Below are 17,949 nucleotides of genomic sequence, written 5' to 3'. Positions count from 1 at the left end.
ACTGGTTTAACGTCTCCATTAAGAAAGCAGGGGGATGAACAATGGCAGTTACCATTAAAGATGTGGCTAAATTAGCTAATGTAGCACCATCTACAGTATCAAGGGTCATAGCGAACAATCCTCGTATCAGCGAGGAAACAAAGCGCCGTGTAAGAGAAGCAATGGATTATCTGGGCTATCACCCCAACTTTAACGCACGAAGCCTTGCGAATAAATCGACTCAGGCAATTGGAGTGATCATGCCGAGTTCTGCAGATAAAGTGTTTCAAAATCCTTTTTTCCCTGAAGTGATCAGGGGGATAAGCACCAAAGCGCATGAAAAGGGGTATTCCCTGTATTTATCTACGGGTGCCACAGAAGAAGAAATGTTTGAAGGCGTTGTCGGAATGGTTCAGGGTAGAAGAGTAGACGGAATCGTGCTTCTTTATTCCAGGGTGGAAGATAAGATCATGAGTTATTTGCAAAAGCAAAAGTTTCCGTTTGCGGTTGTGGGAAAGCCATATAAGAACTCAGAGAGCATCACCCATGTGGACAACGATAACTTTAAAGCAGCAAAAGAAGTAACAGAATATTTAATTAGCCTTGGTCATCGAAATATCGCATTCGTAGGCGGGAGCCAGGAGCTTGTCGTGACGGTCGATCGTCTGACTGGCTACGAAAAAGCGATACGAAACGCCGGTATTTCCTTTCATGATGAATATGTGTTCCAGGAAGAGTTTTTGAAAGAGGGAGGCCATGAAGCGGTACTAGAGTTGCTTTCCCTTAAGAAACCTCCTACTGCACTGGTAGTTTCGGATGATTTAATGGCGCTTGGAATTATGAGTAAATTAGATGAGATGGGGTTGTCCGTCCCGGATGATATCTCGGTGATCAGCTTTAACAATGTGATGCTGAGCGAATATGCTCGTCCGCCGCTGTCCTCAGTAGATATCAACATCTTTAAACTTGGATATGAAGCAGTTGATTGCCTGCTTGATCTGATCAGCAATCCGGGAATTTCACCGAGACGTGTTACCGTTCCGTACAAAATTATTAAAAGGCAGACAGTAAAAGATACCTCTGTAGAATCGCAGGGCACCCGGTAGTTTAACTAACTACCGGGATTTTTTATTTGATACCTACACGTCTAGTTCAAAGCGGAAACGAATTGCGAACGGTTTAGTACTTCAGAATCCCATTGCTATAGCTATGGAAGTGTCAAATCCCTTTTTCCATCAGCCAGTTTAATACCGGTTCGAAAGGCTGTTTTATTTTCATTTTAAAAAAATCATCAAAGGGGCATCCTTCCTTTTCTAACCGTTCTTCTATCACCTCAAGAGGGAACATCTCTGGGCACAAGTCTTCTTTCACTTCTTTCCAGGACAAAGGAGTAGCAACCAGTGCTTCCTTGTTTCCTCTTACAGAATAAGGTGCGACAATGGTTTTTCCTTCGGCATGTTGCAGGTAATCAACATAAAGCTTATTACCGCGGTTTTTTTTCATTCTTTCGGTCGTAAACCATGTGGGTTCTTTGTTAACAAGAAAGTCTGCAAGAAACTTAGTGAATCTTCGCGTATCCTCATAAGAGAATTCATTCTCAGGCAATGGCAAATAGAGTTGAAGGCCTTTATTGCCAGAAGTTTTTACGTATGAAATGAGTTTTAACCTGTCAAAGATTTCTTTTAATATTTGAGCCGCATGAACAGCAAGGTTAAAATTGTTTCGCGAAGGCGGGTCCAGGTCGATCACGATTTCAGACGGGCCTTTTGAAGAAGTGGTCTGAAACGGGATATGAAACTCAAACGCAAGTTGGTTGCCAAGCCACAGAAGTGTTTCCTGGTTTGAACAAACAATATAATCGATTCCTTCCGATCGATGTGTTTCAATGAAGTCAGGCGAGTAATCAGGACAGTTTTTCTGATAAAAAGATTCTCCTAACATTCCATGTGGATACCGAATAACTGTCAGTGTTCTGTTCCTTAAAAAAGGGAGCATTCGGTTAGATGTTTTCATCAAGTAAGTGAGATAATCTGCCTTTGTTAATGCTTTATCTGGCCAGAGCAGTTTTGACTGGCTTGTAATGGCAAGAGTTTTGCCGTTTATTTTTACATCTGCTCGTTCATTTGAAGAGCTTCCCATGTGCAATCCTCCCAGGAGAGATCAAAACGGAATGAGTTAAAACGTGGCTGGCGGAGCTGATCCTTGTATAGTTCTAGGTAAGATAAGTCTATTACGATTCCCGGCTTTATTAGAATAAGGTTGTCTTTCATTGAGGTACTGTTTTTTTTAATCACCATTACAAGCGCTTCTTTTTCATCTCCGCTGATCCCGTGGGAAAAAAGTCCGACTTCGTAAATTTGGCCGTTTCTCATTACGCCGACATAAAAATATCCGTTTTCCGTATCGTATGCAGTAAGGAAAAATGATCCTGTCTTCCAGTTCTTAATCTTAAGCCAGGAATTTGTCCGCTTTCCGGCAACCCATTTACTGGTTGTTTTTTTAGCGATAACTCCTTCTCCGTTAGTTTTTTTTACTTTTGTCCAAATTTTTTTCCAATCCTCTTCGAATGGAACATACTCGATGCCTCTGCAAAAGGATAGTTGTTCGAAAAAACATTTAAGCCGTTCTTTTCTTTCTCTATACAATTTGTTAGTGATAAATTCGCCCTTAACCATCAGCATATCGAATGAGCAAAACACAGCTGGCGTTTTTCTTGCACTAATCTGGATTTTATCTTTGTTGCGCAACCTGCCTCGCATTTGGAGCTTTTCAAAATCAGCCTTTTGTTTTGATAAAAGGATGCAAAGTTCACCATCGAGTATAATAGGTAAATCTTGTTTGACGATTTCAGAGAACCTTTGTAACGCTTCAACAACTTCAGGAAATTGGTCGGTCAGCGGTTTAAGATTTCGGCTGATAACCTGTAAATCAGTTTCTGTCCAATACACCATCGCGCGATACCCATCAAGCTTGATTTCATACACCCAGTTCTTCCCCTCCGGTTTATCGAAGACAAGTGTGGGGAGCATTGGTTTAAGTAATTTGATATCCATTAGCTTGAAGCCTTTTTCTTACGTACAGAAGGTTTCTTTTTCTTCTTTTTTGGCTCTTCTTTTTTAGGTTCGTCTATTTTAGGTTCCTCTTTTTTCGTTTCGTCGATGCTTGCCTGCAGTGCATCCATTAAGTCCACAACATTTGGTTTCGGCGCTGCTTTAGGCACTTTGATTTCGTTTCCGGAAATTTTAGTCTCGATTAGCTCCATCATAGCCTCGCGCCGCTCATCTTTATACTTTTCAGGATTAAACTCTGTTGTTAACTGGTCGATCAGTTGATTGGCCATGTCTAGTTCCTTTTCACTTAGCTCGAGGTTTTCAGGAATGGAAGGGACATGGTCGATGCTTCGTACTTCATCTGGAAAATACATCGTTTCGAGAACAAGCCCCTTTTTATATACTCTTACAAGGGCAAGATGTTCTTTGGAGCGTATCGTAACCTTTGCTACGCCAATTTTTCCTGAATCCTCCATTGCTTTCTTCAAAAGCATGAAGGGTTTTCCGCCGTTCTCGTTCGGACCGACAAAATAGGAGCGGTTATAATAGATAGGATCGATTTCTTCTAATTTCACGAAGTCAACGATTTCGATGGACTTATTGTTTTGGTTGTTCAGTGCCTCAAGCTCTTCCTTTTCTAAAACGACATACTTTCCCTGTTCATATTCATAACCTCTCACAATATCATCAGAGCTCACTTCTTTTTCACATGTTGGGCATGTTTTTTCATATTTAATTGGAGTATGGCACTCTTTATGAATCATCCTTGTTTTGATATCTTTATCTTCTGTGGCTGCATAAAGCTTGATAGGAATATTAACAAGACCAAAACTTATCGAACCTTTCCACATCGTGTGCATTCCGTTCAATCCTTTCTTATGTTGTTTGGTCTTATTCTTACACAATGAATTTTATCCATGAGTGTAAAGTCTTTCCTGTTATTCCAGCCGATTTATACATTGCATCATCGATGTGGGTTCCAATTAAAAAGAGAGGCCGATCATGGCCTCTCTAACACAATAATTTTAGGTTGTCGCAAATTTTCCTCCATTGATGTGAATGATTTGGCCGGTCATGTAAGTGGAATCATCAGATCCTAACAGTACATAACTTGGCGCTAGTTCTTCAGGCTGTCCTGGACGTCCCATCGGTGTGTCGGTACCGAACTTTTTCACTTTATCCGCTGCAAAGGTGGATGGAATCAACGGCGTCCAGATCGGTCCAGGGGCGATGCCGTTTACCCGGATGCCTTTTTTGACAAGTGACTTTGCCATTGATCTTGTAAAGGTAACGATTGCTCCTTTCGTACTGGAATAATCGATTAACTGCGGGTTTCCTTCATATGCAGTGATGGAAGCGGTATTGATGATGGCGCTTCCTTCCTTTAGATGATTTAAAGCAGCTTTCGTCATATGAAACATGGAGAAAATGTTTGTACGGAACGTTTTTTCAAGCTGTTCTGTAGAAATATCTTCGATGCTTTGTTGCGGATGCTGTTCTGCTGCATTATTAATGAGAATATCCAGCTTTCCAAATTCACTAACAGTTTTTTCTACTGCATCTTTACAAAAGGCTTCATCACCAACATCTCCTGAAATCAACAGGCATCGGACACCTTCTTCTTCGACTTGCTGCTTCGTTTCTTCTGCATCTCCGTCTTCGTTAAGGTAAACTATGGCAACGTTTGCCCCTTCTTTAGCATATGCGATCGATACGGCTCTACCGATGCCGCTGTCGCCGCCAGTTATCAGGACAGATTTATTCTTTAACTTGCCGCTTCCTTTATAATCAGGGCTTTCAGAAATTGGGTTCGGGTCCATCTTTGATTCGATTCCAGGCTGTTGGTCTTGATGCTGGGCAGGTTGTCCATTTACTTGACGATCTTTTGGATCCATGCTTAACGCCTCCTTTTAATATCAAAATCTACCGTTTACATTTCCTTTTTGTTCAAGCTGTAAACATTTTAGCAAGCAATGGCTTTTCCGTAATGTTTATATCAGGCTGCTTGAAGGAAAATAGTTAAAAACTTATATTTTGGAGGGACAACCTTGGAACTTTCATTATGGTTAGCCATTGTACCTGCATTATTAACAATAATTTTATCGATTTGGACAAAGCAAATAATCCCATCATTGTTTATTGGAGTTCTTGTTGGAAGTATGGTTGAAGCAAAATCATTCTTGGAAGGTTTTCCGGCAGCCCTTGATTACATATTGAAAGTCCTGGCCGACAAAGGAAATCTTCAAGTACTATTATTTTTATATTTGTTCAGCGGTTTCGTTAATCTTATTAAACAGTCTGGAGGAATCAAGGCGTTTATTAAGAAGGCGGACCATTATATAAACAATAGAAAGGGTGTCCTATATGGAATCTGGGGCTTGATCCCTTTAACATTCATCGATTGCGGTTTCCGGGTAGTATCGGCAGGCTCAATCATGAAGCCTCTTGCAGATAAGTATGATGTAGCAAAAGAAAGGCTCGCATTTATGCTAAATAATACGGCAAGCCCAATTGTAGTGATAATCCCTCTAGGTACAACGTTTGTCGGGTATAACATCGGGATTATTAATCAGGGACTGCAAACAGCTGGATCAGAGAATAAATCAGCATACCAAATTTTGCTTGAATCAATCCCCTTGCAGTTTTTCAGTATTGTTTTGATTTTACTTACATTCGGAGCTATTTATTATGACATAAAAAAGAAACAGTTTTTTAAAGAAAACAAGAAAGATGAGAGACAGAAACACGAGATGAAAATGGGAGAAAAGAAGCCGAAGTTGGAACCGCGTTTATTCAACATGTGGGTGCCGATGGTTGTTTTAATCCTATTAAGCTTCGGGTTATTATGGCTTTTTGGAATGAGAGAAGCGGGTGACAATTCCGATCTAGTATCTGTCATTACTGCGGCAGACCCAACTAACGCAATGCTTCTTGCTCTTTTTTCTACCATGCTGATAACATCAGTGCTGTATTTAGTGCAGGGATATGAATTAAAAGGGATAACCTCAGACTTAATTGCTGGAGGTAATGATTTAATGCATACACTCGCGATCCTTGTTCTCGCATGGCCGCTTTCCGCCATATCACGGGATTTGGGATTGTCAGAACTTATTAAACAAACCATCGGCGATTCCATGCCATCTCTTATTGTTCCGTTAATTATCTTTATCGTGACAGGAGCGGTTACGTATTTTATAGGTTCTTCCTGGGGAGGTTGGGCTCTTTTGATGCCTGTAGCAATATCGCTTAGTGTCTCAACAGGAGGAAATATTCCGCTTGCGGTTGCTGCAGTATTATCTGGCGGTACATTCGGAGATGTGACCTCTCCAGTATCAGGAATGACAAATATGGCATCAAACATTAGTAAAGCAAATCATATGAAATATATTAAGTATGCTTCCTATTATAATTTTACAGCAGCAATCCTCTCGGCTGTTCTTTTCCTTGTCGCTGGATGGATAATGAAGTGAATCAGACTGTAGTATCCCAATCTGGCTCTATCGAATAGTCAGGTATTTTTTACTACCAGTTATAGAATAGATATTCAGAGAATGCTACAATAATGGATAAGAGTAGACCGGAAGAGAGGTCAGCAGAATGAGCAATAAACTAACTAAAGAACAAGCTGATAAGCTTGCTACGCATCTTGAAAGGAATCAGGATAAGATCGTTGAACGGTGGTTGGAAATTGCGCGGCTTGCTGCAACAGATCCGTTCTTGGAAGAAATTATTTTGAACGGTAAAAGAACCGTTGGCTTAATCGCCGATTATATTCGGAAACCTGACCATCATCTAATTATTAATCTGACTCGAAAGATTGCAACAGAACGTGTTGAGGCAGACGTGAATATCGGTGAGTTTGTAGCAAATATTAATCAAGGCCGATCGGTTGTAATGGAACTAGCAATCGATTCGATTTTATCCCGAGAAGAAGTTGCGGGGGCAGTTCCTCTGATTAATTCGTACTTTGATCAGTTTCTTTACTATTCAGTTACGGAATATACCGAAATAAAAGATAGGATCTTACAAGAGAAAAACCAGTTTATTAAAGAGATGCATAACGATAGGTTAGCGATTTTAGGGAAGTTAGCTCCAAGTTTTGCACATGAGTTCAGAAATCCGCTAACCTCTATCAAAGGTTTTCTAAGATTGATTGAACAGGCAGATGGCTCTCGGAATAACAGACAATATTTTTCCATCATTAATCAGGAGATGGAGAGCTTACAGGATAAAGTCAGTCACTTTTTGTATCTTTCTAAGCTGAAAGGTCTTGATGATAAAGGTGATTTGTTTAATCTTTCAGCATCGATCAGGCATAGCATCGACTTTCTATTCACCCGTTTTGTAGAGGAGCAGATTGAGGTGTTGGAAAAGATTGAACCCGATGTATATATTTTCGGGGTGGAAAACCAGATTAAACAGGTTTTCCTTAATATAGTAATAAACTCAATAGAAGAATTGGCGAATAACAATAGGGATAACAGAAAGATATGGATTGATCTATCGGAGTCTGATAAAACGGTTATATTAAAAATTTCAAATAACGGCTCTCAAATCCCCGGACATCTGCTGGAGAACATATTTGAGCCATTTATAACAACGAAGGAATTAGGAACAGGGCTTGGCCTTTCAGTATGTAAACAGATTATTCAAAAGCATAACGGAACAATATCTGTTGAATCTAACAATGAAACCACCGCCTTTGAAATCCTTGTGGATAAATCATCCGTTGAAAAACTAAAGTATGAAGCAAAGTGAGAATGGGCCAAATATATTTTAGCCAAAGGAAAATCCGAACTGTCATTCAACATTCTTTCATAAGAATTTGAATGAGTTCGGATTTTTCTTTTAGACCTTCCAGCGATTATTCTTCCGAAGCGGTTTGCATCACTCGAAAAGATGATAGTATAAGAATCATCAAATATCCTGGTTATTTCCTTGGATTATAGGGTAAAAACAGGGAATGTGTGTTACTTGTTTAAAAAGAACAAAGCAATCGTTCCGGGACCAGAATGCGAACCGATAGTTGCTCCTACTGTATGAATAAGAAAGTTTTCAGCTCCGAGAGAGTCTTTGATCAGCTCTTTTAACTTCTCGGCACTTTCTAGATCATCTCCATGGCTTATGCCGATTATTTGTTCCTTAACATTGGATCCGCGTTCTTCCATTATTTCTACCATCCGTTTGAAAACCTTGTTTCTGCCACGAACTTTTTCGATAGGAACGAGCTTGCCATCTTCAACATGTAATACTGGTTTGATTTTCAGGAGACCGCCAACAAAGGCGGAGGCTTTGCTTACTCTTCCGCCGCGTTGGAGAAAATCGAGATCATCAACTGTAAAGATATGCTCCATATGTGGAACATAAGCGGAAGCGATTTCATTTTTTATTTCAGAAAGAGAAAGTCCCTTTTCAGCAAGCTGAGCAGCTTTTAGCACCATTAATCCATAACCAAGGGAAGCTGCTTTTGAATCTAATACCTCCATCTCAGCATCCGGGTTTTCTTCTGCAAGTTCATTTTTGGTAACATAAGCAGACTGGAAAGTGCCTGAAAGCTCTGATGAAAGACCTATGTAAAGGAAAGGTAGATTTTGATCAATGTAAGATTGGAACACTTCTCTGATTTTTGCCGGTGGGACCTGCGCTGTCTTGGCGATTTTGCCTTCTCGCAATGCAGAATATAGTTCCTTTGCTTTGATGCCTTGCATATCAAAGTATTCCTGCCCGTCTATGTTTACAATAAGTGGCATGACTTCAATAGCGTACTGTTCGATTAGGGATTCTGGTAAATCACAACCTGAATCGGTAATGATTTTTACGTTCATCTTTTACTCACCCTCTAATTAAATATTTTTCAATGTTTTTCTGTTGAATGATACAGGTTTGATTAAAGTGTAGCCTCTAAGGCCTATAAAATCAATTTAAACTTTTTAGAGCATGATTATAGAGGGAATAATAGAAAAGGTTGACTTAATGGTTGATTGTTTGTTAAAAATAAGTTCGTGAAATAATCGTTTTTATTCTCGGAACTTACTGAAAGGCTCTTTTCTAATAGAGTGTTGTTTTTGCACAAAAGCGATAAACTGCGCCATAGCAAACGGCTGACCGCTACGGAAATACACTACGCTTTCCGCGGGCTCGCGCTGAGCCTCCTCACTCGCACAAAACGCTCCATGCGGGGTCTTTGATGTTCCACATCTTTGAAAAACGTCAATTGATTGGAGCAGCGGGCAGTCGACTCCTCGAAAATGTATTCACATTTCCTGCGTGTGATATAACGCTGCCGAAGCCTTCCTTGTCCTGGGGGAAAAGCAACAGCTGAAGATCCGGCAGTGTTGAAAGGTGGAGCCGGAACTAGACAGGGGGTTCTTGCTGACGAGGAAGCTGAAGCGTTGCCCGCGGAAAACGAACTGCCTGGAGTGGAAATCAATGCTGCAATTATGTCGCATTAAATCTCTATTATGAAGCTTAATAAGCAACAAAGTATGCGAAAAGATCCTAATGGAAAAAAGAGGGGGGACATCCTTGGAAGAAGTCAAAAAAATTATCGTAATATTAGTAGGGGCAGTACTTGGTGCTGTTTCACTGAATCTCTTTTTAATTCCTGCAAATGTTTATGCAAGTGGTTTTACTGGGATCGCACAGCTGCTTTCCAGTATTACAGAAGAGTTTGCCCCTTTTAATGTATCGACTGGTATTCTCTTATTTATATTAAACATTCCTGTTGGCATTTTAGGCTGGATCAAAGTGGGTAAATCATTCACTATTTATAGTATCATCAGCGTTGTTGCCACAACATTCTTTCTTGAATTAATCCCGGTTCAGGAAATCTCAGAAGATATTTTGTTAAATGCTGTATTCGGTGGTGTGATCGGTGCGATCGGCGTAGGTCTAACGCTAAAATGGGGCGCATCAACTGGCGGGATGGATATTATCGCCATGATTTTATCAAGAATGAAGGACAAACCGATAGGCAATTACTTTTTTACAATGAACTCGTTGATCATACTGACTGCTGGCGTGCTATACGGATGGGAAAAAGCATTGTATACACTTGTAACGCTTTATGTTAGTTCCCGAGTAATTGATGTTATTCATACTCGCCATGAAAAACTGACTGCTATGATTATTACAACAAAAGGGAACGAACTGCAAAAAGCAATTCACGACAAACTGGTCAGGGGGATTACAAAGTTTCCTGCCAAAGGTGCTTATATGGGTGAAGATAAAGAAATGCTGATGATGGTTATCACACGATATGAATTGTATAACCTGGAGCATATTATAAAAGATGTTGATCCAAAAGCATTTACTAACATAATAAACACAGCCGGTATTTTCGGCTTTTTCAGAAATGACAGTTTCTAGACATTTCGCATAAAAACGCTCCTTTGCTTCAAACTAATAAAAAAGTAGGCAAAGGAGCTTTTGAAATGAAGAAAATTATCATTTTGCTTCTATTCGTGATGCTGTTTTCCACAGGGAATGGTAATGAAGCAGCCGCAGAGACTCCGGGAATTGATGAAGTCACTACAGCTGTTTTATTTGAACAGCATCAAGGGAAGACAACCTTTACAGTTAAAATAACGAATAACATGGAAGAAGAGCTGTTATTAACTTTTCCAACAGGCCAAAAAATCGAAGTAGAGGTTCAAAATAAAAAAGGTGAAGAACTTTATAGATACTCTGAAGGAAGAATGTTCACTCAATCTTTTGAAAAAGTCAGAATACCTCCGAATGAAACCAAACAATGGACAGCGGACTGGAACACCGGCATCAACCAATTAGAACCAGGGCCATATTTGATAACCGGGATAATTACTGCAACCAAGACAGAACCGAAGATAAACGAAAAAAAACTTAAAGCGAAAAAAGTGTTTTTTGTAAACCCGTAAAAGCTACTCAGTTTATAAAGGGAAATCAATAAGTTCTTCTGGGTAGAAAGGAATTACAAAACAAAAAAGAAACCGTTCGCCTGGAACGGTTTCTTTTATTGTTTAACCATATATTTTTTGAAATGCTTCCTTTACATTAGGAATAAGAGTATCCCAATCGGCATCCGCTTTTTTGTTTACCGTTACAAAATCCTGGTAACCAAACACGTTATCAACGCCTTCGATATCAAGAAGCGCTGCAGCCAATGGATGGTTCGCGTCCTCTCCCTGTTTAAATGAATAACTTCCTGTTCCTTCAAAAACAACTTGATTAGCAGTAAACTTAACTGCGTTTGGATTAGGTGTATGATCGTATCTTACTTCAATAGCCATCCTGCCACTCCTTTACGTTTATTTCCACTACTAGTTTATCAAACATATAATGGTCTTCAAAATATTTTCCCCGTTTTTTAAAAGCTGAATCCATATCTTTTAGAAACAATGTCATAAAAGCCCAGAGAGTTATACATATGCTTTGTTACTTCATTGTTTATACCCGTTTCAAGTTCTATCGTTTTAATTCCTTCATGTTCCGCCCAATAAATAACATGCAGAAGAAGCTTCCTGCCAACTCCGCGATTTCGATAATCTGGATCTACATATAGTTCGTTCAGCCATATATAAGGGCCGCCGTTTGTAAGGCTAATTCCAATATTAAAGAAAGCAACGCCTATGATTTCGTTTTCTTTTGATTCCGCTACCACGATTTTAGAAGGAGAGGATTCTTCTAAAGCAAGGTTTATTCCGTTTAATATAAGATTATAAGTTTCTTCATTATTGGGTCTGGTCATCTGTTTCATTAAAAGGTCTGCTACTTTATGCTTAAAGTTCTCATCTGCCTGAGTTCCTGCCTGGTAAACTTTCACTGGTTTCACTCCTCCTTGTCCTATCTTACTTCCATAATTCTTTTTAAAATTCCTGTATAACAACAAACTTAATTTTCAATTTCGGTACGAATCCTGTAGAGTCTACTGTTATTTTGATTGATGATACAGTTCTATGCAAGCATCCAGTTTCTTAGGACGGTATATTTAAAATTGAATTTGTTAAATCATGTGAAAATTTGAAACAATTACCCTTGGTCATTCGTCTATATAGTGGAAAGGAGTTTTTCGATGTGCCATTCAGTGGTGTTTTCCTGGAGCAGCGGAAAAGACAGTGCGCTTGCGCTGTACCTATTGCAAAAGGAAAACCGTTACCAGGTGGAGGGACTCTGGACAACAGTTCAGGAACAATCGGACTCCGTTGCATTTCATGGTGTCTCTGTTCAGTTAATCAAAGAACAGGCTTTAAAGCTGATGCTGCCGATAAAAATAACGACTTTGCCAGATGGCTGTTCTAATGAGCGGTACGAAGCTTTAGTAGGGAACGCATTAGGAGATTTTAAGAATAGAGTGAACAATATAGCATTTGGAGATATATTCCTTGAAGATATCAAAGAATTCAGGGAGAATACCATCCGGAAAAGTTGTTTGAAGCCAATTTTCCCACTCTGGAAACAGGATACAAAAAAGCTTGCAGAAACGTTTTTTTCTCTGGGGTTTGAAGCGGTGATTACTACTGTCGATACAGATAAAGTTGCCGCGGAATGGATCGGAAAGAAGTACGATGAGGGTTTTGTGGACAGCCTGCCGGAAGATGTGGATCCGTGTGGAGAAAATGGAGAGTTTCATACCTTTGTGATAAACGGGCCGAATTTTTCTGAGCGCATTAAGTATAAAAGCGGAAATCTGACCAGGAACGGGAGCTTTTTGACGCTGGAATTAAAATACGCCTGTGAATGAAAGGAGTGTTTGGATTGCCTACATTGGTTTGCTTTGGGGATAATATTACCGCTGGTGAATGCGACTGGGATGGAGGTCTTCGGTTAACTTCAAGAATCAGGGAAGAGATGGAAGACTGGATCGTTATCAATGCAGGAACAGAAGCTGGAACAACGAGAGATGGTGTGATGAGGTTTCAATCTGATGTCATGAGTTACAAGCCTGACCTTGTGACAATTTTCTTCGGAGGGAATGATGCGAGCGAAAATGCGGGAATCGAGCTTTCCGAATATGAAAAAAATCTAACTTATATGATCCGTAACATTTCCCCGGAGAAAGTAATCCTAATAAGCCCTTCACCTATAGATGAAACAATGCAGAACTATAGAAACAATAAAAGGATGGAAATGTATGCAAATAAGGTCAGAGACCTTGCTGATAAAACAGGAGCTCATTACATTGACTTATGGTCCATGATGAAAGAGCGCAATACATACCATTCCATGTTAAAAGACGATGGCTATGAATTGAACAACAAAGGATATAAACTTATAGCACATGAAATTATTCGAAAAATACGGATTCAATACAAGAAAAAGAAATCCGTTCTCCGTTTTTTATCATTGTAAAAGGACTGAATCACCTTGTATGGCTGCTTTTGATTCCACCAGAGAGTAGAATAAAAGGCGTGTCAACAATTGATCAGTCCTTTTATTTTTAAAATGGCTTATTTGAAAAATGATCACTTAATTCCTCGAGTGTTTGCTGGTAGTCCTCCAGTTGCACCTTTTCTGCATCAGATGAATGGGCGAATGCTAATGAAAGATTGTTTTTTGCTATAGCAAGCTGGTTTGCGATCGCTTCAGCACTTTCCACTGAAACATCTTCTTTTACCAGCTGTTCCGCTTTATCTACTGCTTCTCGTGCAAGCTGGAATTTAACATTTGCCACTTTTTTAGTCCCCGCCTAAAGATAAATTTTCTTGTTGTTTTTGTTTCCGTTTTTCATTTTCCTTATTGCTCATGCTTACAAGATCTTTTTCGTCCATGTGTTCAACAACTCTCTCCGCACCCTGTTCCACTGTCCGTTTTGATTTGCTGTGTTTGCTCATACTGATCCCTCCCTTTTTCAGTCATAGTGTAAACAGGATTATTGCAAAATATGTACATGTACGAAAAAAGAAAGCCTCTTATAATAGGCTTTCTTTTGTATTGATTCTAAGCTTTAAAACATCTTCCAGGTAATGTGCTATACCGTCTTCCTCATTAGTTTTGGTAATAGAGTCGGCAATGCTTTTTAAATCATCAATGGCGTTACCCATCGCGACTCCGTGCCCGGCATATTCGATCATTTCCAGATCATTGTCTTCATCGCCGAATGCAATGATTCTGTTTTTAGGAACGTTTAAATAATCAGCAATTTTTTGTAGCCCAACAGCTTTGTTTAATCCGGTCCGAACAATTTCAATCACGTTCCAGGGCGCTGCCCAGACACGGTGTTCAATTACTTCAGCATGATGATGTTCTAATAAATGACGAAGGTCTTTTACCTGATGTTCATGTGGATAGATTAAAAGAGAGGTAGGATCATCTTTTAATATGCGATGAAGATCCCCTGTTTGTACTGGTGTATCACGATTAAAAAACGAATCGATTATATATTCATCATGGTTGTGTAAATAAACATCATCGATCACTTCTGCCATGACATTTTTCACATCGAATTCCCGGCAGGTGTTTATGATGGATTTCGCTGTGGACAAATCAAGAGGCGTGTGGTGAACTCCCCAGCTATCATTTAGAGGATGATGAACAAAAGCCCCATTAAAATTTACAATTGGTGTATCAAGGTTCAGTTCATGGTAATACATGTGGCTCGCTCTATAAGGACGCCCTGTAGCGATCACCACATGATGACCCTGTTTTCGTGCTTCAAACAAGATTCCTTTTGTTCGGGCGGATATTTCCTTATCATCTGTTAACAGAGTACCGTCTAAGTCAATTGCTATTAAATGTGGTTCTTTCATAAAGCGCTCCTTTACTGGTCAGTTTTAAAATAAAGTTCATTATATATTTTACATAACTATACGGAAGGCTGTCTATAATACAGAAAAAGTATTGGAATTCGACATTCTGCAACAAAAATTTACTTTTTTCTAACTTTTTTATAAACTGTAAGAGAAAACATCATAGACTTACAGGGGAGGAAAAAGATGAGTTTTGAAAAAAATGAAGCAATCGATGAAGCAATTGGTCAAAAAGAAGTGAAACGCTTGAGGTTCAGAGGCGGTGTATTCGCTGCAACAATTCCGTTAATTTTTTTCATCATTTGGGCAATCACCTTAAGTGTGATGCAATTGGTTACGGAGGAAGCACTCGTATTAGGAATGGTAATCGGTGTAACCGTCGGGCTCTTCTTCTGTAAATCCAAATGGAGCGACTATGCTCAAGCTTTGTTCTCCGGAATGGCACAGCCAATCGGCGTTATTGCAGTTATTGCATGGTTTTGGGCAGGTATGTTTGCAAAACTTTTATCAGCAGGGGGGCTTGTTGAAGGATTAATCTGGTTCGGCCTTCAAACCAACCTGGAAGGCGGTTTTTTTGTCGGATTGACTTTTTTACTATCAGCGCTTTTTGCTACTGCAGTAGGTACTGGTTACGGAACAGTTGCCACTTTCGGAGTTTTAATGTATCCAGCGGGAATCATACTTGGTGCAGACCCCGTCATTTTATTGGCAGCCATCTTAAGTGGAGCTGTCTTTGGGGATAACCTTGCTCCTGTATCAGATACGACGATCGTTTCCGCAACAACCCAGGATGCAGATGTCCCGGGTGTTGTTCGTTCCCGTTTCAAGTATTCGATAACCGCTGCAATCCCGTCGCTCATATTGTTTGTCATTTTTGGCGGAGGAGGAGAAATGGGAAGTGCGGGAGTCGTTAATCAATTACAGGCAGATGTATCTCCAGCAGGCTTGCTATTATTAATACCTTTTGCTGTTGTCATCTATCTCGCATTATCCGGTCATCATCTCTTAACATCCTTAACATGGGGAATTGTACTTTCTATCGGTTTCATTTTTGTTACAGATACCCCGTTAACGGAAATTCTCCATATCTACAAACAAGATGGCTCTCCTGTTGTGGAAGGCGCACTGATGAGTGGGATCGGCGGCTACTTCAACATGGCTATTCTAATCTTGTTTATCCTTGCTGCCGCTCACTTAATGGAAGCTGCGGGAACAATGGAAGCGATTAAGGAATCATTCATGAAGATGATAAATGGAGTGGTCCGGAGAGCAGAACTGTTTATTTTTGGGATAGTAGCAGTGCTAAATGTTTTTATCACCATCAACACGGCGGCTGAAATCGCGGCAGGTCCATTTGTCAGAAGGCTTGGGAAGGAATACAACATCCATCCTTATCGAAGGGCGAACTTTCTAGATACCGTTTCGTCTTCACTTGGTTATATATTTCCATGGAGCGGTGGGGTTTTGCTTGCCTGGGCAACGATACAGGGAGTTGCGGAGGAATATGACTTTATCCAGGTAGTTAATCCTACCGACGTTTTCCCATATGTCTTCCAGGGCTGGGGGCTGCTTATCGTAATGTTTATAGCGGCCGTCACTGGCTGGGGTCTACGTTACACAGGTGAAAACGGAGAAGAAATCATGCCAGAAAAATAATAAAACAATCTTGTTAGAGGGATGACTCATAAGGGTCTGACTCCCTCCGTTTAGCACAAATCTAGAAAAACGTTAGAACAAGTTTTTCTTGCTAATCTATCGGAGGGGGCTGACACTTTGCTTTTTGAGTCATCCTCTTTTATTGACGAAGAAAAAGTGATTTCCAGAACTCCCAGCGTTTAATTTGCTTTTGATAGGGTAAATAGATTACAACAAATAAATAATAATTTTAAACAATAGTAGGAGGGAAATCATGAATAAAAAGGGTGTTGTTTTATCCACAGTTGCAGTAGGAACAGCAGGTGTTACCGCATATTTGATGCAAGATCGTAAAATGAGAGATAAATTAGTTACACAATTTTATAAACTACGGCAAAAAGTTAAGCCAACCAAAAGACAGGACAGGGGATTACCGGTTGACAGAGCAGGAAACCCAATCCCACCGGACCGTGAATATGATAGTGGAGACAGCAAGATGGTTTATGAAGGATCACAGTTCGGAGTTCAGTATTATAACAAGTTAGCCAACAAGGAAAAGGTTGAACAGGCAAGAAGAGCCCAGGAAAATGATGATGAAGGAAACCATACAAGCGTGTGATATCACTATCACACGCTTTTTTTGATTCTAAGTTATAACGGACCATATTTTTTCTCGTGTATTTGCTGCTAAGGAAGTTCTTTTATTTTTCTTTCGTTAACGGCAGTGATACGATTAGGTTAGTTTTGGTATAAGGAGATACAACGATGATAACTATTAGGAATGAACATGTTAAGGATATACCGGTACTACATGTTGCAAAAGATTCCATTGCAAAAGAAAGCCTTCCACTGGTTATTTTCCAGCATGGCTTTACGAGTGCAAAGGAACATAACCTTCACATTGCGTATTATCTGGCAGAAGAGGGATACCGGGTGATACTTCCTGAGGCAAAGCATCACGGAGTACGGGAAGGAAGCCTATCAGCTGAACAGCGCAATTTTTCTTTCTGGGATATTGTAGTCAACAGTATTCAAGAACTTAATGATCTGAAAGAAAACTTTGTTTCAAGAGGACTTGCAGATGAAAAACGGATCGGAATGTCAGGAACATCGATGGGAGGAATTATTACGTTTGGTGCCCTCACTCAATATTCCTGGATAAACACAGCTGTTTCCTTAATGGGATCACCGGCATATTCTGCTCTGGCAGATGCCCAGATTTCAAAAATAAAGGAAGAAGGACTGACTATTCCTGTTGCTGAAGAAGAACTGTATGCGAAGATAGAGGGATTGAAACCCTTTGATCTTTCTTTACATAAAGAGAAGCTTGCAGGCAGACCGTTGATGGTCTGGCACAGTAAAGTGGATCAGGTCGTTCCATATGCTCCTACTTACAGTTTTTATGAAGAGATTAAATCAAGCTATAACGAACAAGACCGTTTGAAATTTATCGCTGATGATTTTTCAGGGCATAAAGTATCCAGAGAAGCTGTTTTAGAAACAGTAAACTGGTTCAAAAAGCACTTATAGGAAATACTAATTTTGTTATTAGTTTAAGAAAT

The 17,949-nt window shown here is 39.9% G+C and carries 20 protein-coding genes; 10 read left to right on the top strand and 10 right to left on the bottom strand.

Annotated features, from left to right (window positions below; all coding sequences use genetic code 11):
* Positions 1 to 41 precede the first annotated feature (41 nt).
* Positions 42 to 1,085 carry a LacI family DNA-binding transcriptional regulator gene (locus tag FCL54_RS08575; protein ID WP_138125346.1) on the top strand — a complete coding sequence of 348 codons (1,044 nt, stop codon included), beginning with the start codon at positions 42 to 44 and terminating at the stop codon, positions 1,083 to 1,085.
* A 112-nt stretch (positions 1,086 to 1,197) separates the two neighbouring features.
* Here the strand turns inward: FCL54_RS08575 and ligD (FCL54_RS24760) are convergent, their stop codons facing one another.
* The 4 genes from ligD (FCL54_RS24760) to FCL54_RS08560 form a co-directional block, all read right to left on the bottom strand.
* On the bottom strand, positions 1,198 to 2,118 hold the full coding sequence (gene ligD, locus FCL54_RS24760; protein ID WP_342773867.1) for a non-homologous end-joining DNA ligase: 921 nt from the start codon (positions 2,116 to 2,118) through the stop codon (positions 1,198 to 1,200).
* On the bottom strand, positions 2,085 to 3,032 hold the full coding sequence (gene ligD, locus FCL54_RS24755; RefSeq protein ID WP_342773866.1) for a non-homologous end-joining DNA ligase: 948 nt from the start codon (positions 3,030 to 3,032) through the stop codon (positions 2,085 to 2,087). The genes ligD (FCL54_RS24760) and ligD (FCL54_RS24755) overlap by 34 nt, the downstream gene beginning before the upstream one ends.
* Positions 3,032 to 3,889 carry a non-homologous end joining protein Ku gene (gene ku / locus FCL54_RS08565; RefSeq protein ID WP_138125608.1) on the bottom strand — a complete coding sequence of 286 codons (858 nt, stop codon included), beginning with the start codon at positions 3,887 to 3,889 and terminating at the stop codon, positions 3,032 to 3,034. The genes ligD (FCL54_RS24755) and ku overlap by 1 nt, the downstream gene beginning before the upstream one ends.
* Before the next feature lie 165 nt (positions 3,890 to 4,054).
* Positions 4,055 to 4,924 (bottom strand): SDR family oxidoreductase, encoded by an 870-nt coding sequence (locus tag FCL54_RS08560; RefSeq protein ID WP_138125344.1) that lies wholly within the window; start codon positions 4,922 to 4,924, stop codon positions 4,055 to 4,057.
* 153 nt (positions 4,925 to 5,077) lie between these two features.
* On the opposite strand from FCL54_RS08560, the gene FCL54_RS08555 reads away from it, so the two are divergent.
* On the top strand, positions 5,078 to 6,499 hold the full coding sequence (locus FCL54_RS08555) for a Na+/H+ antiporter NhaC family protein (protein WP_138125342.1): 1,422 nt from the start codon (positions 5,078 to 5,080) through the stop codon (positions 6,497 to 6,499).
* 127 nt (positions 6,500 to 6,626) lie between these two features.
* Complete coding sequence (locus FCL54_RS08550; RefSeq protein ID WP_138125340.1) at positions 6,627 to 7,787, top strand: histidine kinase N-terminal domain-containing protein; 1,161 nt, start codon at positions 6,627 to 6,629, stop codon at positions 7,785 to 7,787.
* 212 nt (positions 7,788 to 7,999) lie between these two features.
* Here FCL54_RS08550 and FCL54_RS08545 read toward each other — a convergent pair whose 3' ends face one another.
* The gene (locus tag FCL54_RS08545) at positions 8,000 to 8,854 is read right to left on the bottom strand and encodes a DegV family protein (protein WP_138125338.1); all 855 of its coding nucleotides are present in this window, start codon (positions 8,852 to 8,854) and stop codon (positions 8,000 to 8,002) included.
* Between the two features lie 700 nt (positions 8,855 to 9,554).
* Here FCL54_RS08545 and FCL54_RS08540 point away from each other — a divergent pair.
* Complete coding sequence (locus tag FCL54_RS08540) at positions 9,555 to 10,397, top strand: YitT family protein (RefSeq protein WP_425467116.1); 843 nt, start codon at positions 9,555 to 9,557, stop codon at positions 10,395 to 10,397.
* Positions 10,398 to 10,462: 65 nt separating this feature from the next.
* The gene (locus tag FCL54_RS08535; RefSeq protein WP_138125334.1) at positions 10,463 to 10,924 is read left to right on the top strand and encodes a BsuPI-related putative proteinase inhibitor; all 462 of its coding nucleotides are present in this window, start codon (positions 10,463 to 10,465) and stop codon (positions 10,922 to 10,924) included.
* Between the two features lie 102 nt (positions 10,925 to 11,026).
* Here the strand turns inward: FCL54_RS08535 and FCL54_RS08530 are convergent, their stop codons facing one another.
* Both FCL54_RS08530 and FCL54_RS08525 read right to left on the bottom strand, forming a co-directional pair.
* Positions 11,027 to 11,296 carry a NifU N-terminal domain-containing protein gene (locus FCL54_RS08530; RefSeq protein WP_138125332.1) on the bottom strand — a complete coding sequence of 90 codons (270 nt, stop codon included), beginning with the start codon at positions 11,294 to 11,296 and terminating at the stop codon, positions 11,027 to 11,029.
* Positions 11,297 to 11,373: 77 nt separating this feature from the next.
* Complete coding sequence (locus FCL54_RS08525) at positions 11,374 to 11,829, bottom strand: GNAT family N-acetyltransferase (RefSeq protein ID WP_246055179.1); 456 nt, start codon at positions 11,827 to 11,829, stop codon at positions 11,374 to 11,376.
* A gap of 249 nt (positions 11,830 to 12,078) precedes the next feature.
* On the opposite strand from FCL54_RS08525, the gene FCL54_RS08520 reads away from it, so the two are divergent.
* Together FCL54_RS08520 and FCL54_RS08515 are read left to right on the top strand one after the other, a co-directional pair.
* The gene (locus FCL54_RS08520) at positions 12,079 to 12,747 is read left to right on the top strand and encodes a Dph6-related ATP pyrophosphatase (protein ID WP_138125330.1); all 669 of its coding nucleotides are present in this window, start codon (positions 12,079 to 12,081) and stop codon (positions 12,745 to 12,747) included.
* A gap of 14 nt (positions 12,748 to 12,761) precedes the next feature.
* Positions 12,762 to 13,355, top strand: coding sequence for a GDSL-type esterase/lipase family protein (locus tag FCL54_RS08515; RefSeq protein ID WP_171016750.1), 594 nt, complete (start codon positions 12,762 to 12,764; stop codon positions 13,353 to 13,355).
* Positions 13,356 to 13,443: 88 nt separating this feature from the next.
* Here the strand turns inward: FCL54_RS08515 and FCL54_RS08510 are convergent, their stop codons facing one another.
* The 3 genes from FCL54_RS08510 to FCL54_RS08505 form a co-directional block, all read right to left on the bottom strand.
* Positions 13,444 to 13,677, bottom strand: coding sequence for a DUF3813 domain-containing protein (locus tag FCL54_RS08510; RefSeq protein WP_138125326.1), 234 nt, complete (start codon positions 13,675 to 13,677; stop codon positions 13,444 to 13,446).
* A 4-nt stretch (positions 13,678 to 13,681) separates the two neighbouring features.
* Complete coding sequence (locus FCL54_RS23920) at positions 13,682 to 13,837, bottom strand: hypothetical protein (protein WP_171016749.1); 156 nt, start codon at positions 13,835 to 13,837, stop codon at positions 13,682 to 13,684.
* Positions 13,838 to 13,915: 78 nt separating this feature from the next.
* Positions 13,916 to 14,752, bottom strand: coding sequence for a Cof-type HAD-IIB family hydrolase (locus FCL54_RS08505; RefSeq protein ID WP_138125324.1), 837 nt, complete (start codon positions 14,750 to 14,752; stop codon positions 13,916 to 13,918).
* Positions 14,753 to 14,938: 186 nt separating this feature from the next.
* Between FCL54_RS08505 and FCL54_RS08500 the strand changes: the two genes are divergently transcribed.
* The 3 genes from FCL54_RS08500 to FCL54_RS08490 all read left to right on the top strand — a co-directional run bounded on the left by FCL54_RS08500 (position 14,939) and on the right by FCL54_RS08490 (position 17,917).
* A complete protein-coding gene (locus FCL54_RS08500) occupies positions 14,939 to 16,408 on the top strand; it encodes a Na+/H+ antiporter NhaC family protein (protein ID WP_138125322.1) in 1,470 nt (489 codons plus the stop codon).
* 253 nt (positions 16,409 to 16,661) lie between these two features.
* Positions 16,662 to 17,006 (top strand): hypothetical protein, encoded by a 345-nt coding sequence (locus tag FCL54_RS08495; protein ID WP_138125320.1) that lies wholly within the window; start codon positions 16,662 to 16,664, stop codon positions 17,004 to 17,006.
* A gap of 146 nt (positions 17,007 to 17,152) precedes the next feature.
* Positions 17,153 to 17,917: a prolyl oligopeptidase family serine peptidase gene (locus FCL54_RS08490; protein WP_138125318.1), complete on the top strand. Its 765-nt coding sequence runs from the start codon at positions 17,153 to 17,155 to the stop codon at positions 17,915 to 17,917.
* Positions 17,918 to 17,949 lie beyond the last annotated feature (32 nt).

Origin of the sequence: Exobacillus caeni (assembly GCF_005747095.1) — a bacterium.
Classification (GTDB): Bacteria; Bacillota; Bacilli; order Bacillales; family Guptibacillaceae; genus Exobacillus; species Exobacillus caeni.
Note: the sequence above shows the minus strand (reverse complement) of the source record. Positions and strands in the feature narration are given on the sequence as shown.

Coding starts and splice junctions, on each gene's coding strand:
- ku (WP_138125608.1), bottom strand. CDS start 3,889: ATGCACACGATGTGGAAAGGTTCGATAAGTTTTGGTCTTGTTAATATT.
- FCL54_RS08550 (WP_138125340.1), top strand. CDS start 6,627: ATGAGCAATAAACTAACTAAAGAACAAGCTGATAAGCTTGCTACGCAT.
- FCL54_RS08500 (WP_138125322.1), top strand. CDS start 14,939: ATGAGTTTTGAAAAAAATGAAGCAATCGATGAAGCAATTGGTCAAAAA.
- ligD (WP_342773866.1), bottom strand. CDS start 3,032: ATGGATATCAAATTACTTAAACCAATGCTCCCCACACTTGTCTTCGAT.
- FCL54_RS08530 (WP_138125332.1), bottom strand. CDS start 11,296: ATGGCTATTGAAGTAAGATACGATCATACACCTAATCCAAACGCAGTT.
- FCL54_RS08490 (WP_138125318.1), top strand. CDS start 17,153: ATGATAACTATTAGGAATGAACATGTTAAGGATATACCGGTACTACAT.
- FCL54_RS08535 (WP_138125334.1), top strand. CDS start 10,463: ATGAAGAAAATTATCATTTTGCTTCTATTCGTGATGCTGTTTTCCACA.
- ligD (WP_342773867.1), bottom strand. CDS start 2,118: ATGGGAAGCTCTTCAAATGAACGAGCAGATGTAAAAATAAACGGCAAA.
- FCL54_RS23920 (WP_171016749.1), bottom strand. CDS start 13,837: ATGAGCAAACACAGCAAATCAAAACGGACAGTGGAACAGGGTGCGGAG.
- FCL54_RS08560 (WP_138125344.1), bottom strand. CDS start 4,924: ATGGATCCAAAAGATCGTCAAGTAAATGGACAACCTGCCCAGCATCAA.
- FCL54_RS08495 (WP_138125320.1), top strand. CDS start 16,662: ATGAATAAAAAGGGTGTTGTTTTATCCACAGTTGCAGTAGGAACAGCA.
- FCL54_RS08505 (WP_138125324.1), bottom strand. CDS start 14,752: ATGAAAGAACCACATTTAATAGCAATTGACTTAGACGGTACTCTGTTA.
- FCL54_RS08545 (WP_138125338.1), bottom strand. CDS start 8,854: ATGAACGTAAAAATCATTACCGATTCAGGTTGTGATTTACCAGAATCC.
- FCL54_RS08520 (WP_138125330.1), top strand. CDS start 12,079: ATGTGCCATTCAGTGGTGTTTTCCTGGAGCAGCGGAAAAGACAGTGCG.
- FCL54_RS08575 (WP_138125346.1), top strand. CDS start 42: ATGGCAGTTACCATTAAAGATGTGGCTAAATTAGCTAATGTAGCACCA.